Source organism: Georgenia faecalis (assembly GCF_003710105.1).
Lineage (GTDB): Bacteria > Actinomycetota > Actinomycetes > Actinomycetales > Actinomycetaceae > Georgenia_A > Georgenia_A faecalis.
Window position 1 is genome coordinate 3141059 of the sequence record NZ_CP033325.1, and the last position, 16159, is coordinate 3157217.

A 16159-nucleotide genomic window follows, 5' to 3' on the forward strand; every position below is an offset into this window, starting at 1 on the left:
TCGGCGGCCCGCCCATGCTAGCGGCCCGGCCGGGCCGTCCCCGCGGCGTTCCACGCGTCGGGCAGGGGCGCGCCGGTGAGGCGCGTGTAGGCCTCGGCGTACCGCTCGCGCGTGCGCTCCACGACGTCGGCGGGCAGCTCGGGCGGCGGGGCGTCGCCGTGGCGGTCCCAGCCGGACGCCGGCGAGGTGAGCCAGTCGCGCACGTACTGCTTGTCGAAGCTCGGCTGCGCGCGGCCCGGCTCCCAGTGCTCGGCCGGCCAGAACCGCGAGGAGTCGGGCGTGAGCACCTCGTCGCCGAGGACCACGTCGGGTCCGCCGGGGAGGGCGCCGAACTCGAGCTTGGTGTCCGCCAGGACGATGCCGCGCTCGGCGGCGAGGCCCGCGGCGCGCGCGTAGACGGCGAGGGTGAGGTCGCGCAGCTCGTCCGCGCGGGCCGCGCCGATCTGCGCGGCGACCACCTCGAGGCTGACGTTCTCGTCGTGCTCGCCCACCTCCGCCTTCGTGGCCGGGGTGAAGATCGGCTCCGGCAGGCGGGAGCCGTCGTCGAGGCCGGGCGGCAGCGGCACGCCGCAGACGGACCCGCCGGCGCGGTACTCGGTGAGCCCGGAGCCGGTGAGGTAGCCGCGGGCCACGCACTCCACCGGGTACATCTCGAGCCGCCGGCACACCATGGCGCGCCCGGTCACGGCGTCGGGCACGTCGAGGGAGAGGACGTGGTGGGGGACGAGGTCGGCGAGCTGGTCGAACCACCACAGGCTCAGCGCCGTGAGGATGACGCCCTTGCCGGGGATCGGCGTGGGCAGCACGTGGTCGTAGGCGCTGATCCGGTCGGAGGCGACGACGAGGACGGTGCCGCGGTCCCCGGAGGTGGGCACGTACAGGTCGCGTACCTTGCCGGAGTAGACGTGCGACCAGCCGTCGAGGACGGGGGCGGCCATCACAGGCCCGCCGCGATGTCGGTGCGGTGCTGGCCGCCCGGGAGGTCGATCGCGTCGACCCCCTCGTACGCGGCGGCGCGGGCCGCGGCGAGGTCCGGCCCGACGCCCACCACCGACAGCACCCGGCCGCCCGCGCTGACGAGCTCCCCCGCCGGGCCGCGGGCCGTGCCCGCGTGCAGCACGTGGACGCCGGGCCGCGCGTCGGCGGCGTCGACGCCCGTGATGACGTCCCCGCGGCGCGGGTCGTCGGGGTAGCCCGCCGCGGCGAGGACGACCGTCACCGCCGCGTCCGCGGACCACCGGGGGGCGGGCGCGGTGCCGAGGGTGCCGGTGGCGGCGGCGTGGAGCAGCTCGGCCAGGGGCGAGGCGAGGCGGGCGAGGACCACCTGGGTCTCGGGGTCGCCGAAGCGGGCGTTGAACTCGATGACGCGCAGGCCGCGGCTGGTGAGCGCGAGCCCGCAGTAGAGGACGCCGACGAAGGGGGCACCCCGGTGGGCCATCTCCCGGACCACCGGGCGGGCGACCCGCTCGAGGACCTCCTCGACCAGGCCCTCCGGCGCCCACGGGAGCGGGGAGTACGCGCCCATGCCGCCGGTGTTGGGGCCGTCGTCGCCGTCGCGCAGGCGCTTGAAGTCCTGGGCGGGCGCGAGGGGCACCGCCTCGGTGCCGTCGCACAGGCAGAACAGGGACACCTCGGGGCCGTCGAGGTACTCCTCGACGACGACGGTTCCCGCTCCCCCGCGCGTGAGGCAGGCCTCGGCGTGGGCGAGGGCCTGGTCCCGGTCGTCCGTGACGACGACCCCCTTGCCGGCGGCGAGCCCGTCGTCCTTGACGACGTAGGGCGCCCCGAACGCGTCGAGCGCGGCGGCGACCTCCGCGGCGCTCGTGCACACCCGGGCGAGGGCCGTGGGGACCTCGGCGGCGGCCATGACCTCCTTGGCGAAGGCCTTGGACCCCTCGAGGTGCGCGGCGGCGGCGTCCGGCCCGAAGCAGGCGATGCCCGCGGCCCGGACGGCGTCCGCGACGCCCGCGACGAGCGGCGCCTCGGGTCCGACGACGACGAGGTCGGAGCCCAGCTCCCGCGCGAGGGCGACCACCGCGTCCGGGTCGAGCGGGTCCACCTCGCGGTTGCGCGCCAGCTCGGCGGTACCGGGGTTTCCGGGGGCGACGACGAGGTCCGTCGTCGCGGGGTCACGGTCCAGGGCGCGGGCCAGGGCGTGCTCGCGCGCGCCGGAGCCGATCACGAGGATCCTCACGGTCCGCGAGCCTACTGCGCGCGGCCCCGTGCCCGGACCGCGTGCCCGCCGCGGCAGCTATTCACCGGACAAATACAGACGGGTGCCGATGAAAGCGCGCAGGAGCGCAGCGCCGGACCCACCGTCCCGATAGTGTGCGGCGCATGAACCCCGCCCGGCCACGCGCCCCACGCCGTCTCACCGCCCTCGTCCTGCTCCCGTTGCTGCTCCTGCTCGGGGGGTGTTTCCGGATGGACCTCGGTATTCAGATCAATGCTGACGACACCGCTGACATCACCATGGAGGTCGGCGACCTCACCGGGATGATGACGGCGGACGACCTCGACTGCACCGACCTCGAGTCGGAGCTGGCGGACGCGCCCGAGGACGTCGAGTTCACCGTCGAGCAGACCGAGGAGGACGGCAACATCGGGTGCCGCCTCGTCGCGTCCGGCGCCCCGCTCGACGAGATGAGCGGCGAGGGCATGTCGATCACGCGCGAGGACGACCTCTTCGTCTTCTCCTTCGACGGCGACGACACCGCTGGCGACGTCGGCGAGATGCCCGCGGGCATGGAGCCCGAGATCTCCATCGCGGTGACGTTCCCCGGGCCTGTCGTCGACGACGGCGGTGGCGAGGTCGACGGCAACACCGTCACGTGGACCGGCATGGAGGCGCTGTCCGGTGGGGTCACCGCCTCCGGCGAGGCCGAGGGGAGCGGCGCGTCCGCGGCCGCCGGGTCGCCGGTCCTGTGGATCGTGCTGGCCGTCGTGCTCCTGCTCGTCATCGCCGCGGTGATCTTCTTCCTCACCCGCCGCAAGAAGAGCGCCGGCACCGAGGGCCCCGAGGGCTACACGCCCGGGGTCCCCGGCGCGTACGCCGCCGGCTACGCCAACCAGGGCTACCCGGCACCCGACGGGTCGGCCGGTGGCTACCCCGCTCCGGGCGGGTCCGCCGGAAGCTACCCCGCCCCGCAGGGCGGCGCCCCCCAGGGGTACGCCCCCCAGGGCTCCGCACCCCAGGGCTACCCCGCGCCGGCGCCGCAGCACACCGCCGACGAGCAGGCCGGCATGGACGCCCACCCCGCCCAGGGCGGCCCCGCGAGCCCTCCCCCGGCGAGCCAGTTCCCGCCGCCGCCGGTCCCGACGGCCGAGTTCCCGCCGCCGCCCGCCGCGGGCAGCCCGGTCCCGCCGCCGCCCGCCCCGGGCAGCCAGTTCCCGCCGCCGGCCGGTGGGAGCACCCTGGGTGAGGAGCCCCGCACCGACGGGCGCTGACGATGCACCACGGCCCCCCTCCGCAGCAGCGGAGGGGGGCCGTCGTCTGTGCAGGGAGCTCCTACATGTGCACGAGGATCTTCACCGAGTGCTCCTTGTCGTTGACGAGCGTGCGGTAGCCCTGCTCGACGATGTCGTCCGCCGCGATCCGGCCCGTGATGAGCGGCGCGACGTCCACCTTGCCCTCCTGGACCAGGCGGATGGCGTACTCGTGGTCGCCGGCGTAGCCGATGGCCCCGCGGACGTCGAGCTCCTTCATGAGGACCTGGGCGATGTTGATCTCCGGCGGCCCGGAGAACAGGGCCACCACCTGGAGGACACCACCGGGCTTGAGCACGTCGAGGAGCACGTTGAGGACGGCGGGCACGCCGGCGCACTCGTACGCCACGGCCGCCCCCTCCCCGCCGCTCAGCTCGGCGACCTTCGCCACGAGGTCCTCGCTGCCGGGGTCGACGACGTGGTCCGCGACGCTCGCGGCGCGCTCGCGGCGTGCCGCGCTCGGCTCGGAGACGACGACCGTGGCACCGGTGGCCTTGAGCACCGCCGCGGTGAGCAGGCCGATCGGTCCGGCCCCACCGACGACGGCGAGGTCACCGGTCGTGGCGCCGCTGAGCCGGACGGCGTGCACGGCGACGGCGAGCGGCTCGATGAGGGCGGCCTGGTCGAGGGGCATGTCACCGACGGGGTGCACGAAGCGGCGCTCGACGACGATGTGCTCCGACAGGCCCCCGCCCCGCCCGGAGATGCCGATGAAGCCCATCTTCACGCAGAGGTTGTAGCGGCCCTCCTGGCACGGCCCGCACTCGCCGCAGACCATGAGCGGCTCGACGACCACGTGGTCGCCCACCGCCAGGTCGTCGACGCCCTCGCCGAGCTCCTCGACGACGCCGGAGAACTCGTGGCCGAGGGTCACCGGGAGGGTCTCGCCGGAGATCGGGTGCGGCTGGTCGGTCGAGGGCGCGGGCGGCAGCGGCCCGTCGAGGTAGAGGTGGAGGTCCGAGCCGCAGATGCCCGTCCAGGCCGGCGCGATGCGCACCGTGCCGGGGACCAGCTCCTGCTCCGGGACGTCCTCGATCCGGAGGTCTTCCTTGCCGTAGTAGCGCACGGCCTTCATGGTGGTTCCCCTTCGACGTCGGTCCTTCGACCGTAGGCCGACGTCTGCGCCGCCGCTCGGTAGGTCACCGGACGGCGGCGCAGGCCACCACAGCTGTCGCTCAGTCGAGCAGCGAGTGCCGCACGATGGTCGCGTCCCGGTCCGGCCCGACGCCGATCGAGGAGATCCGCGTGCCGGACATCTCCTCGAGCGCGAGGACGTAGCGCTGGGCGTTCACGGGCAGGTCGGAGAACTCGCGGCAGCCGCTGATGTCCTCGTCCCACCCGTCGAGCTCGGCATAGACCGGGCGGGCGTGGTGGAAGGCGGTCTGGTCCACGGGCATCTCGTCCACCCGGCGGCCGTCGACGTCGTAGGCCACGCAGACCGGGATCTTCTCGATGCCGGTGAGGACGTCGAGCTTGGTGAGCACGAGGTCGGTGAGGGCGTTGATCCGCCCCGCGTAGCGCGCGACGACGGCGTCGTACCAGCCGCAGCGGCGCGGACGGCCGGTCGTCGTGCCGTACTCCCCGCCCACCGTGCGCAGCCGCTCGCCCCACTCGTCGTGGAGCTCCGTGGGGAAGGGGCCCTCCCCCACGCGCGTCGTGTACGCCTTGATGACGCCGACGACGCGGTCGATCCGGGTGGGCCCGATGCCGGAGCCGGTGCAGGCCCCGGCCGCCGTGGCGCTCGAGGAGGTGACGAAGGGGTAGGTGCCGTGGTCGACGTCGAGCATGGTCGCCTGGCCCGCCTCGAAGACGACGGTGCGGCCGGCGTCGAGGGCCTCGTTGAGCACCAGGGACACGTCGGCCACCATGGGCCGCAGCCGCTCGGCGTAGGAGAGCAGCTCGTCGGCCGTCTCGTCGACGCCCACCGCGCGGCGGTTGTAGACCTTGAGCAGCAGCTGGTTCTTCTGGACGAGAGCGCCCTCGACCTTCTGCCGCAGGATGTGCTCGTCGAAGAGGTCCTGCACCCGGATCCCCACGCGCGCCATCTTGTCCGCGTAGGTGGGCCCGATGCCGCGCCCGGTGGTGCCGATCTGGCGCTTGCCGAGGAACCGCTCGGAGACCTTGTCGAGCGTGCGGTTGTACGGCGGGATGAGGTGGGCGTTCGCCGAGACGAGCAGCCGCGAGACGTCGACGCCCCGCTCGGTCAGGGCGTCGAGCTCACGGAAGAGCACCTCGAGGTCGACCACCACACCGTTGCCGATGACGGGCGTGCACCCCGGGGAGAGGATCCCCGAGGGCAGGAGGTGCAGGGCGTACTTCTCGTCGCCGACGACGACGGTGTGCCCCGCGTTGTTCCCGCCGTTGAACTTGACGACGTAGTCGACCTCCGAGCCGAGCTGGTCGGTGGCCTTGCCCTTGCCCTCGTCGCCCCACTGGGCGCCGACGACGACGACGGCTGGCATGTCGCGTCCCTTCGCTGCGTACGGGGCCGGACGGCTCCCGCGCCAGGTTACCCGAGCAGCCGGCCGGCCTCGGGATCGGCGTCGCGGGCGAAGTCGGCGCAGCGCGTCGCCTCGGCGTCCTCGCCGATGGCGGCGGCCGCCTGCCCGAGGGTGAGCAGGGCGATGAGGAAGCCCTGGTTGGGCACGTGGGAGGCGGGGATCGGCCCCTGGCCACGCCAGCCGGCGCGACGCAGGTGGTCCAGGCCGCGGTGGTAGCCGGTGCGGGCGTAGGCGTACGCGGCGACGGGGTCGCCGGCGGCCAGCTCCCGCTGGGCGAGCAGCGCCCAGGGCAGGCTCACCGCGGGGTGGGCGGCGGCGGCCTCGCGGGGGTCCGTGCCCGCCTCGAGCTCCGCGCGGACGGCGGCGTCCTCCTCCGCGGGCAGGAGGGTGGGGGCGGGCTGGGGCAGGAGGTTCTCGGGCATGGCGACGATCCTCCCACCCGGTGACGCGCCGCACGATCACGGGCCGGTGCCGCCCCTCGGGCGGGACGGGAAGTGCACATCGGCACCGGCGGCGTTAGCCTCGATGCGGAGCCAGGAGGATATGAATGATCGAGATCGCGACGTCCCCGACGACGACCACCGTGTCGATCGCGGGTGACCTCGACCTCGCCGAGCGCGGTCAGTTCCCCGAGATCGCCGCACGCGTGAGCGGGTTGCGCCGCCAGCTGCTGGTGGTCGACATGTGCCGCGTGACCTTCATGGACTCCACCGGCGCGGCCTTCCTCATCTCGCTCGCCGACGCCTCCGCCAAGCGCGGCGGCGCGACCGTCCTGCGCGGCTGCGACGAGCGCGACCTGTTCGTCCTGGAGATCTGCGGGGCGCTCGACTCCTTCCGGGTCGACCCCGAGCACCGCTGCGAGCCCGCGACGCCCCCGTCCGGCTTCCGCCGCGTCACCGCCTGACGCACCGCCCGGCGACGCGTCACTCGCACGATGCCTCGCCGAGGCCGCCCTTGCCCCGGCCGCCGTCGCCCGTTCGGCGGGCGTGCCTGGCGAGCGAGCTAGGACGTGGGGCGTACCCGGCCTGAGTGCTGCGGCCGCAAGCGCGCCCACACGGCCTTGCCGCCCGGCGTCGGGCGCCAGCCCCAGTCCGCGAGGCGGTCGATGATGTGCAGGCCGAACCCGCCGACCCGGCCGCTGTGCCGCTCCCGGGTCACGGGCGGGGCGGGGTTGCCGTCCTCGACCTCGATGCGCAGGCCGTCCCCGGTGTCCTCCAGGCGGAGGTCGACGCGCCCCCAGCCGTGCATGACGGCGTTGGCGACGAGCTCGGAGACGACGAGCTCGGCGGCCGCGGTGTCCTCGATGCCCCAGGCCTGGCAGGCGCGCAGGAGCGCGTGCCGGGAGCGGGAGATGGTCTGCGGGTCCACCGGCATCTGCCAGCGCCGCTGGCGGGGGCTCACCCAGGACCTCGGCTCGTCCCCGACCGGGTCGGGGACCCGGACGATGACGACGGCGACGTCGTCCTCGGGTGCCTCGGCGAGGCGCAGGAGCAGCTCCTCGCCCACGCCCGCCGCGTCCGGGGTGTCGATGGCCGCGCACACCCGGGTGAGGGCCTCGACGCCGTCCCGCATGGTGCGGTTGCGGCGCTCGACGAGGCCGTCGGTGTAGAAGACGAGGACGTCCCCGGGCTCGGCGCGCTCGTGCGCGGTCTGCCGGGGGCGGTTGCCGAAGCCGATGAGCGCGCCGCCGGCGCCGTCGAGGCTGCGGACGTCGCCGCCGCGCACGAGGAGCGGGGGCAGGTGACCGGCTCGGCTGTACGCGATGTCCCACGCCCCGTCCCCCAGTGGGGTGAGGGCCGCGTACACCAGGGAGGCCGAGCGGGGGATCCGCATGCCGGCGATGAGCCGGTCCACGCGCTCGAGGACCGTCCCGGGGTCCCCGAACTCGGCGGAGTAGGCGCGCACCACGGACCGGAGCTGCCCCATCGACGCGGCGGCCTCGACGTCGTGGCCGACGACGTCGCCGATGACCAGGCCCACGGTCTGCCCGGCGCTCTGCAGCACGTCGTACCAGTCGCCGCCGACCTGGGCGTGCTCGGCGTTCGGGGAGTAGTACGTCCACACGTCCAGGCCGGAGATCTCCGCCTGCTCCGGCAGCATCGCCCGCTGCAGGGTCTCCGCGAGCCGGTGCTCCCGGTCGTAGAGGTAGGAGTTGTCCATCGCCATGCCCACGCGCCGCGCGACGAGCTCGAGCACCGTCGTCACGTCCCCGGCGAGGGCGTCGGGGTTGCGGTCGTCGTCGCGGGCCCCCTCGGCCCAGGGGTCGGCCTCGCGGTGCGTCACCGCGAGCAGGCCGAGCACGCGCTGGCGGCCGAGCACCGGCAGGACGGTGGCGATGACGTCGGCGCCGTCGTGAGCGGCCCGGACGAGGGCGATGAGCTCGGCGGTCACCGTCCCGGGCTCGGGGTCAACGGCGGTGTCGATGTCGATCGTGCGCATCCGCGAGTCGAGGAGCAGGTCACGAACCGGGTCCTCGACGTCCGGGCTCAGCTGGGCGATACGGCGCAGGTCGCGGGTCCGCTGCGGCTCGCCGCCGAGGTCGTCGACCTCGTGCAGCGTCGGCCCGTCGACGTAGAACGCCGCCCACCCGACGACCCGCCGCATGAGGAGCGCGGCGATGTCGCCGAGCGGGGCGTTCGAGGCGGTGTCGGCCAGGATGTCGGAGACCCGGGCGACGAGGCTCAGCCCGAGCCGCGCGCGCTGGTCGGCCCCCGCGCGGGCGAGCGCACCCGCCGTCGTCTCCACGTCCTCCGACATGTCGCGCGCGGTGAGGAGCCAGCGGACCCCGCCGTCACCGACGGGGCCGAGCGGGGTCATCGACACCTCGGCGGGGTAGAGGAACCCGTCGCGGCGCCGCACGGTGGTGTGCTGGGTGAACGGGCGCCGCTCGGCGAGCGCCCGGCGGGCGGGTGCGGCGGCGTCCAGGCCCATCCAGTCGCTGACCCGTCCCTGCGTGAGGTCGGCGCGGTCATACCCGCTCATCGCCAGGCCGGCCGGGTTCATCCACGCCACGGTCCACTGGTCGAGGGGCGCGTCCGCGTCCATGTCGACGACCGCCACGAGCCCGGGCATCGCCTCGAGCGCGGCGACGGCAAAGGATTCCGCGGGGTCGGCGAAGGTGGCTCCGTCACCCGCGTCCGGCGGAACGGTGGACCCGTCCGCGGACGCGCGAGGGTGCGCGGGGTTGACCATCTCCACCTCCGATCGTCTAGCGTTCCCTACGATGCCGTCTAAAGGCGCACGACGCACGTGCGCGCCAGACGGGGAGGAGCAACTGTGCGCGACCCCAACAGCACATCGGCGCCGGGAACCGGCGCCCCTACCGGCACCGAGTCGGGCTCGGTCCACCTCATGGTCGCCGCCGAGCGCACCCGGATGGTCCTGTCCGGTGAGATCGACGTCTCACTGAGCGCCGAGCTCGTCGAGGCCGTCACCGAGGCCGAGGAGGCCGGCCGGCCCGTGGAGATCGACGCCCGGCACGTCACCTTCATGGACTCCTCCGGTGTCGCCCTGCTCGCGCGACTGGCCCACCGCGCCCCGGGGCGCCTGGCGATCATCCAGCCGCCCGACGTCGTGCGGTTCCTGCTCGAGGTCACCCACATCGGTGAGGTCGTCGACGTCCTCGAGGAGGACCCCGGCTTCCCGGAGGACACCGGCGTCGACGCCGAGTAGCCACCTACGACGATGGCCCGGCCGCACCAGCGGCCGGGCCATCGCGCGTCTCAGGAGAGCTTGTTGCCCGCCGAGCGCAGCTGCTGGCAGGCCTCGACGATGCGCTGGGCCATGCCCGCCTCGGCGAGCTTGCCCCAGGCGCGGGGGTCGTAGGCCTTCTTGTTGCCGACCTCGCCGTCGATCTTGAGGACGCCGTCGTAGTTCGTGAACATGTGGCCGACGACGGGACGCGTGAACGCGTACTGGGTGTCGGTGTCGATGTTCATCTTGATGACGCCGTGGTCCACGGCGAGGGCGATCTCCTCGGCCGTCGAGCCGGACCCGCCGTGGAAGACGAGGTCGAACGGGGACTCCTTGCCGATCTGGGCGCCCACGGCCTGCTGGATCTCGCCGAGGATCTCCGGACGGAGCTTGACCGCACCCGGCTTGTAGACGCCGTGGACGTTGCCGAAGGTGAGCGCGGTGAGGTAGCGCCCCTTCTCCCCGGCGCCCAGCGCACGCACGGTGGCGAGGCCGTCCTCGACGGTCGTGTAGAGCTTCTCGTTGATCTCGGCGGCGACGCCGTCCTCCTCGCCACCCACGACACCGACCTCGATCTCGAGGATGGTGCGCGCGCGCTGCGAGAGCTCGAGGAGCTCCGCGGCGATCTGGAGGTTCTCCTCCAGCGGCACGGCGGAGCCGTCCCACATGTGCGACTGGAAGGTGGGCAGGCCGCCGTCGGCGACCTGCTGGGCCTCGATCTCGAGCAGCGGGCGCACCCAGGAGTCGAGGTTCGGCTTGGCGCAGTGGTCGGTGTGCAGGGCGACGGTGACGTTGTAGCCCTTGGCGACCTCGCGGGCGTAGGCGGCGAGGGCGAGGGAGCCGGCCACCCGGTCCTTGACCGTGGACCCCGACGCGTACTCGGCGCCGCCCACCGACACCTGGAGGATGCCGTCACTCTCAGCCTCGGCGAAGCCCTGGAGGGCGGCCGTGACGGTCTGCGAGGACGTGACGTTGATAGCCGGGTAGGCGAACTTGCCCGCCTTCGCCCGGTCGATCATCTCGGAGTAGACCTCGGGGGTTGCGATAGGCACGGATGGGCCTCCACTTCGGTGGTGTACAGGGGGTCGTGGTCGTCACCGATTGTGTCACGCCAGCCCGGTCGCGGCCTGGGACGTCCCGCCCAGCGGAGCCGTCCCGGCGTGCTGGAGGATCCACGCGTGCATCGCGACGGCCGCGGCGGCACCGACGTTGATGGACCGGGTCGAGCCGTACTGGGTGATGTGCAGGACCTCGGAGCACCCGGCGATCGCCTCGGGGCTCAGCCCGGCCGACTCCTGCCCGAAGAGCAGGACGCAGCGCTCGGGCAGCGCCCGGTGCTCGAGCGGGCGGGACCCGGGGACGTTGTCGATCCCGATGACGGGAATCCCCTCCGCGGCCGCCCAGGCGAGGAGCGCCGGGGCGTCCGGGTGGTGGTGCAGGTGCTGGTAGCGGTCGGTGACCATCGCCCCGCGCCGGTTCCACCGGCGCCGCCCGACGATGTGCACGCCGGCGACCGCGAAGGCGTTCGCCGTGCGCACCACCGAGCCGATGTTGAGGTCGTGGGCGAAGTTCTCGATCGCCACGTGCAGGGGGTGCCGCCGGGCGTCGATGTCGGCGACGATCGCCTCGATGCGCCAGTAGCGGTAGCGGTCGACGACGTTGCGGCGGTCCCCGGTGGCGAGGAGCTCGGGGTCGTAGCGCGGGTCGTCGGGCCACGCCTGCGGTCCGCCGGGCCACGGCCCGACGCCCACCTCCGACGCAGGCCGGAGCTCCCGCCGCTCCGCCTCCGGCCGCTCCGCCTCCGGCTCATGCCGCTCGGGGGCCGTCATGCCGGTGCGGTGCGGCCCGCCCCGCCGTCCTCGTCGGGCGCCGCGTAGGTCACCGCGGGCGCCAGCCGGACGACCGGGTCGCTCGCCTGGAAGTACTCCGCCGGGCCGAAGCCGAGGACCCGCGCGACGAGCGCGGCCGGGAAGGCGGTGACGCGCGTGTTGAGCTGGCGGACGTTCGCGTTGTAGAAGCGACGGCCCGCGGCGATACGGTCCTCGGTGTTCGTCAGCTCCGACTGGAGGGCGAGGAAGTCCTCGCGGGTACGCACCTCGGGGTGCGCCTCGGCGACGGCGAAGAGCCGCCCGAGCGCGGCGGTCAGGGCGTTCTCCTGCTCGGCCTGCCGCGCGGGTCCCACCCCCGGTGCCGCCGCCTCGGCGCGGGCGCGGTCGACGTCGGCCAGCACCTCGCGCTCGGGGCCGGTCACGGCCCCCACGGTCCGGACGAGGAGGGGGACGACGTCGTGGCGACGCTCGAGCTCGACGTCGACCTGGCGCCAGGCCTCCTCGACGAGGACGCGCATCCGCGCGAACCGGTGGTACGTCGTCGCCACCCAGGCGACGGCGCCGAGGACGAGCAGCCCGAGCACGACGAGCGTGATGGTCCAGGCGTCCACGGATACCCGCCTTCCGTCGTCAGGAGTCTCGCGGCTGCGATTGAACCACAGCGGGCCTCAGGCGAGCCCGAGGTCGGCGAGGCCCAGCGCGGCCAGGTACGGCACGCCGGCGGCCTCGATCCGCTCGCGGGCGCCGGTGTCCCGGTCGACGACGACGGCGACGCCGAGCACGTGGGCGCCCGCCTCGCGCAGGGCCTCGATGGCGGTGAGCGGGCTGCCGCCGGTGGTGGAGGTGTCCTCGAGGACGACCACCCGCCGGCCCGCGACGTCCGGGCCCTCGATGCGGCGCTGCATGCCGTGCGCCTTGGCCTCCTTGCGCACGACGAACGCGTCGACGTCGAGCCCGCGCGAGGCGGCGGCGTGGAGGATTGCGGCGGCGACCGGGTCCGCGCCCATGGTGAGGCCGCCGACGGCGTCCACCTCGCCGGCCCCGAGGCCGGCCTCCTCGAGGAGGTCGAGCATGACGTGCCCGACGAGCGGCGCGGCCTCGTGGTGGAGGGTGACGCGGCGCAGGTCGACGTAGTAGTCGGAGGTGAGGCCGCTGGAGAGGGTGACCGCGCCCCGGACGACGGCGAGCGTGCTGACGAGCTCGGCGAGGCGGCGGCGGTGGGAGTCGTTGCCGAAGTTCACGCGGGCAGGCTATCGGCTCCGGCGTCGGGAGCGGCCGGGGTGCCCGTGGCCAGCGACGGCCCCCGCCGCCGCGGCCCGGCCGCCGAGCGCACCACGGCCCGCGGGGCGAGGCGGAGGAACGCGGAGACGGCGCGGTAGCGCAGCGAGGGCGTGACGACGACGGCCCCGCGCCGCACCCCGGCGAGGGCGGCCTCGGCGACCCGGGCGGCGTCGATCCAGGCGAGCTCGGGCCAGGCGTCGGTGCGCATCTGGGCGCGGGAGTGGAACTCCGTGTGCACGAGGCCCGGGCACAGCACCGTCGCGGTGACGCCGGTCCCGGCGAGCTCGGCGGCCAGGGACTCGGTGAAGGTCCGCACCCAGGCCTTGTGGGCGGCGTAGGTGCCCATGGTGGTGAGGGCCGCGACGGAGGAGACGTTGAGCACGGCGCCGCGACCGCGCGCCACCATGGCGCCCGTGGCGGCGTGGCTGAGGACCATGACGGCGCGCACCATGACGTCCAGGGCGCCCTCCTCCCGGCCGATGTCGCCGCCGACGAAGCGCTGGCGCAGCGCGAAGCCCGCGTTGTTGACGAGGAGGTCGACCGGGCGCTCCGTGCTGCGCAGGCGCTCGGCCACGCGGTCGAGCGCCCGCCGGTCGGCAAGGTCCGCGGGCAGCACCTCGACCTCGATCGCCGCCGCGGCCCGGAGCTGGGCGGCGAGCGCCTCGAGCCGGTCGGCGTCGCGCGCGACGAGGACGAGGTGGTGGTGCCCGGCCGCGAGCGCCCAGGCGATCTCCAGCCCGATGCCCGACGTCGCACCGGTGACGAGCGCTGTTCCTCTGCGTGCCATGGCCCGAGGGTAGGCCGGGCGGGCGCGCGTCGGCACCCGGCCGAACACGCGGCGCGGAGGCGGGGCCGCGGCGAGGTAGCGTCGATGCCCATGCGCCTGGCGACCTGGAACGTGAACTCGATCCGTACGAGGGTGGACCGGGTGGTGGCGTTCCTCGAGCGCTCCGGCACCGACGTCCTCGCCATGCAGGAGACGAAGTGCCGGGACGACCAGTTCCCGCTCGCCGCCTTCACCGCCGCCGGCTACGAGGTGGCGCACCACGGGCTGAGCCAGTGGAACGGCGTCGCCGTCGCCTCCCGGGTGGGCCTGTCCGACGTCGAGGTCGGCTTCCCGGACATGCCCACGTGGGGCGACCCGCCGGCCGCGGAGGCGCGGGCGCTGGGGGTGAGCGTCGCCGGCGTGCGGGTGTGGAGCCTGTACGTCCCCAACGGCCGCGAGCTTACCGACCCGCACTACGTCTACAAGCTCGACTGGCTGGCGGCCCTGCGGACCGCCGCCGCCGAGCAGCTCGTGCGGGACCCGGGGGCGCAGGTGGCCCTCGTCGGCGACTGGAACATCGCCCCGCGGGACGAGGACGTGTGGGACATGACCGCCTTCGCGGGCTCGACGCACGTCTCGGGCCCCGAGCGCGCGGCCTTCGCCGCCCTGCTCGACGCGGGCTACACCGAGGTGACCCGCCCCTACACGCCGGGCGCGTACTCCTACTGGGACTACCAGCGCCTGCGGTTCCCCCGCAACGAGGGGATGCGGATCGACCTCGCCCTCGCCTCCCCCGCGCTGGCGGCGCGGGTGCGCGGGGCGCACATCGACCGGGACGAGCGCAAGGGCAAGGGCGCGAGCGACCACGTGCCCGTCGTCGTCGACCTCGACTGACCGCCGGCTCCGGCTCCGGCCGGCGGTGCGGGACGGCGGCCGGGCCGGCTCAGGCCGGCTCGTCCCCGTCCGTCCACGACGGCTCGGCGGGAACGGGGAAGGCGTGCCGCTCCCAGGTGCGCCACCACTGGTCGGCGCCCGCAGGCAGCAGCTCGGGCGGGATCTCGGCGAGCTGGTCCCGCAGCGCTCGCTTGCCCGCGGGGATCCCCGCGGCGGCCTCGACGTTCCTGTGCCCCGGCGCGAAGGCCTGCTCCTCCAGCTCCCACAGGCGGCGCCGCAGGCGGATGACGTCCGCGGTGCGGGCGACGACGTCGGGGCCGGCACCCGTGTGCACCTCCGCCGCGCGGACGTACCCGTAGTCCATGCTCAGCGCCACGAGCCCCGGGGTGACCGTGAGGCTGTCGTGGATGTCGAACTCCGGCTCGATGACGACGGCCCCCGCCCGCCGGGCCTGGGCCACCTCGTCACGCAGGACCTCGTGGGCCATGATCCCCGCCGTGCTGCGCAGGAGGATGCTGAGCATGTCCCGGTCGGCGAAGCTGTCCTCCCGGTCCACGCTGGGCTGCCCGGCGACGACGGCGTAGCAGGTGCCCACCCCGAGGTGCTCGAAGGCCGTCTCGACGGGGAGCGACTCGCGCACGCCGCCGTCGACGTAGTGCTCCCCGTCGAGCTCCACCGGCGGGAACACCATGGGGATCGAGCAGGAGGCGCGCACGGCGAGGTCGAGGGGCACGACGGCGCGGCCGGGGAGCGGGGCGTCGTCCCGCCCGACGAGCACGCCGGACTCCGTGACGTAGTGCAGCTCGCCGCTCTCCAGGCCGACGACGGCGACCCGCAGGGTGACGCCCGAGCGCGCCACCCGGGCCGGGTCGAAGACGGCAGGGTCGAGGACCCCCTCGACGACGGGCCCCGGGCGGAACATCGACCGCTCGGTCCGGGCGCCGGCGAGGATCTGCTCAAGGTCCGCCCCCGCGCGGCCCACCGCGCGCAGCGTCGCGAGGGCCTCGACGACGCTCGCGGCGCTCCAGGGGGCCGGGAGCGGCCGGCCCCCCGTGGTGGCGGCGACGTGGGCCCCCCGCGGATGACCGTCGGCGGCCGAGTGTCCGTTCGTGGCCGAGTGTCCGTTCGTGGCCGGGTGACCGTCGGTGGCCGGGTGACCGTTCGTGGCCGGGCGCGCCGCGTAGTCGGTGGGCGTCGCGGTCCCGGCGCCGTCGGGGGTCGCCGCGGTCCGGGCGCCGTCGCGGGCGGCGCTCGCGGGGCCAGGGGCGGCGCCGGGCCGGGTACGCGCGCCCGGCCGCGCCGGGGCGCCCGCCCGTAGGCTCGCGACCCGCGCGAACGAGCGCCCGAGGGCTCCCTGGCGCTGCTCCCGGCGGTCGAAGGCCCGGATCCACACCGGGCCCCGGTCCCGCAGGCGCGCGAACCACGGGAGCTCGGCGAACATGTCCGAGGTCTGCGTCATCGCGCGCCACAGCCGTTCGAGGTCGGCGAGGGAGCGTCGCTGGCCGGCCGGGTCGGCGGACTGTGCGAGCACCGAGGCGAGGACGGACCCGGCCGAGGTGCCCGTGATGACCGACGGCGTGATGCCGACGTGGTCGTAGAGGTAGCGCAGCGCGCCGATCTGGAAGCTCGCCCGCGCGCCACCGCCGCTGAGGACCAGCCCCACCGGCGCGGCTCCGTCGCCCTCAGGCGGGGTCGTGGCCATGGGTCGA

Annotated in this window: 16 protein-coding genes; 4 read left to right on the plus strand and 12 right to left on the minus strand. The window is 74.9% G+C overall.

Going from position 1 to position 16159, the window contains the following annotated elements; genetic code table 11:
• Window positions 1-17: 17 nt before the first annotated feature.
• Complete coding sequence (locus EBO36_RS13800) at window positions 18-938, minus strand: phosphoribosylaminoimidazolesuccinocarboxamide synthase (protein ID WP_122825122.1); 921 nt, start codon at window positions 936-938, stop codon at window positions 18-20.
• Complete coding sequence (purD, locus tag EBO36_RS13805) at window positions 938-2194, minus strand: phosphoribosylamine--glycine ligase (RefSeq protein WP_122825123.1); 1257 nt, start codon at window positions 2192-2194, stop codon at window positions 938-940. Before purD ends, EBO36_RS13800 begins: the two co-directional genes overlap by 1 nt.
• Window positions 2195-2337: 143 nt before the next feature.
• On the opposite strand from purD, the gene EBO36_RS13810 reads away from it, so the two are divergent.
• Window positions 2338-3447, plus strand: a complete 1110-nt coding sequence (locus tag EBO36_RS13810; RefSeq protein WP_164471484.1) for an LppM family (lipo)protein — start codon at window positions 2338-2340, stop codon at window positions 3445-3447.
• A 61-nt stretch (window positions 3448-3508) separates the two neighbouring features.
• Here EBO36_RS13810 and EBO36_RS13815 read toward each other — a convergent pair whose 3' ends face one another.
• From EBO36_RS13815 to EBO36_RS13825, 3 genes are all read right to left on the minus strand, one after another.
• Window positions 3509-4561, minus strand: coding sequence for a 2,3-butanediol dehydrogenase (locus EBO36_RS13815; RefSeq protein ID WP_122825125.1), 1053 nt, complete (start codon window positions 4559-4561; stop codon window positions 3509-3511).
• Window positions 4562-4661: 100 nt separating this feature from the next.
• The gene (locus EBO36_RS13820; RefSeq protein ID WP_122825126.1) at window positions 4662-5948 is read right to left on the minus strand and encodes an adenylosuccinate synthase; all 1287 of its coding nucleotides are present in this window, start codon (window positions 5946-5948) and stop codon (window positions 4662-4664) included.
• A gap of 47 nt (window positions 5949-5995) precedes the next feature.
• A complete protein-coding gene (locus EBO36_RS13825) occupies window positions 5996-6409 on the minus strand; it encodes a DUF3151 domain-containing protein (RefSeq protein WP_122825127.1) in 414 nt (137 codons plus the stop codon).
• Window positions 6410-6534: 125 nt separating this feature from the next.
• Here EBO36_RS13825 and EBO36_RS13830 point away from each other — a divergent pair, with 125 nt between their 5' ends.
• The gene (locus EBO36_RS13830; protein ID WP_122825128.1) at window positions 6535-6891 is read left to right on the plus strand and encodes an STAS domain-containing protein; all 357 of its coding nucleotides are present in this window, start codon (window positions 6535-6537) and stop codon (window positions 6889-6891) included.
• A 98-nt stretch (window positions 6892-6989) separates the two neighbouring features.
• On the opposite strand, the gene EBO36_RS13835 is transcribed toward EBO36_RS13830, so the two are convergent.
• Entirely contained in the window at window positions 6990-9179 is a 2190-nt protein-coding gene (locus EBO36_RS13835; protein ID WP_127573832.1) for an ATP-binding SpoIIE family protein phosphatase, read from the minus strand.
• An 84-nt stretch (window positions 9180-9263) separates the two neighbouring features.
• Between EBO36_RS13835 and EBO36_RS13840 the strand changes: the two genes are divergently transcribed.
• Window positions 9264-9659, plus strand: coding sequence for an STAS domain-containing protein (locus EBO36_RS13840; RefSeq protein ID WP_241237110.1), 396 nt, complete (start codon window positions 9264-9266; stop codon window positions 9657-9659).
• Between the two features lie 50 nt (window positions 9660-9709).
• Here EBO36_RS13840 and fbaA read toward each other — a convergent pair whose 3' ends face one another.
• Genes fbaA through EBO36_RS13865 form a run of 5 tightly spaced genes read right to left on the minus strand, consistent with a single transcriptional unit; the run spans window position 9710 to window position 13577 of the window.
• A complete protein-coding gene (fbaA, locus tag EBO36_RS13845) occupies window positions 9710-10732 on the minus strand; it encodes a class II fructose-bisphosphate aldolase (RefSeq protein ID WP_122825130.1) in 1023 nt (340 codons plus the stop codon).
• A 54-nt stretch (window positions 10733-10786) separates the two neighbouring features.
• Window positions 10787-11509: a TrmH family RNA methyltransferase gene (locus tag EBO36_RS13850; protein WP_122825131.1), complete on the minus strand. Its 723-nt coding sequence runs from the start codon at window positions 11507-11509 to the stop codon at window positions 10787-10789.
• Window positions 11506-12120, minus strand: a complete 615-nt coding sequence (locus EBO36_RS13855) for a LemA family protein (protein ID WP_122825132.1) — start codon at window positions 12118-12120, stop codon at window positions 11506-11508. The genes EBO36_RS13850 and EBO36_RS13855 overlap by 4 nt, the downstream gene beginning before the upstream one ends.
• Window positions 12121-12177: 57 nt before the next feature.
• Window positions 12178-12750, minus strand: coding sequence for an orotate phosphoribosyltransferase (gene pyrE, locus EBO36_RS13860; protein ID WP_122825133.1), 573 nt, complete (start codon window positions 12748-12750; stop codon window positions 12178-12180).
• Window positions 12747-13577, minus strand: coding sequence for an SDR family NAD(P)-dependent oxidoreductase (locus tag EBO36_RS13865; RefSeq protein ID WP_122825689.1), 831 nt, complete (start codon window positions 13575-13577; stop codon window positions 12747-12749). The genes pyrE and EBO36_RS13865 overlap by 4 nt, the downstream gene beginning before the upstream one ends.
• Window positions 13578-13667: 90 nt before the next feature.
• Here EBO36_RS13865 and EBO36_RS13870 point away from each other — a divergent pair, with 90 nt between their 5' ends.
• On the plus strand, window positions 13668-14450 hold the full coding sequence (locus EBO36_RS13870) for an exodeoxyribonuclease III (protein WP_122825134.1): 783 nt from the start codon (window positions 13668-13670) through the stop codon (window positions 14448-14450).
• 49 nt (window positions 14451-14499) lie between these two features.
• On the opposite strand, the gene EBO36_RS13875 is transcribed toward EBO36_RS13870, so the two are convergent.
• Window positions 14500-16152 (minus strand): patatin-like phospholipase family protein, encoded by a 1653-nt coding sequence (locus EBO36_RS13875; protein WP_122825135.1) that lies wholly within the window; start codon window positions 16150-16152, stop codon window positions 14500-14502.
• Between the last annotated feature and the right edge of the window lie 7 nt (window positions 16153-16159).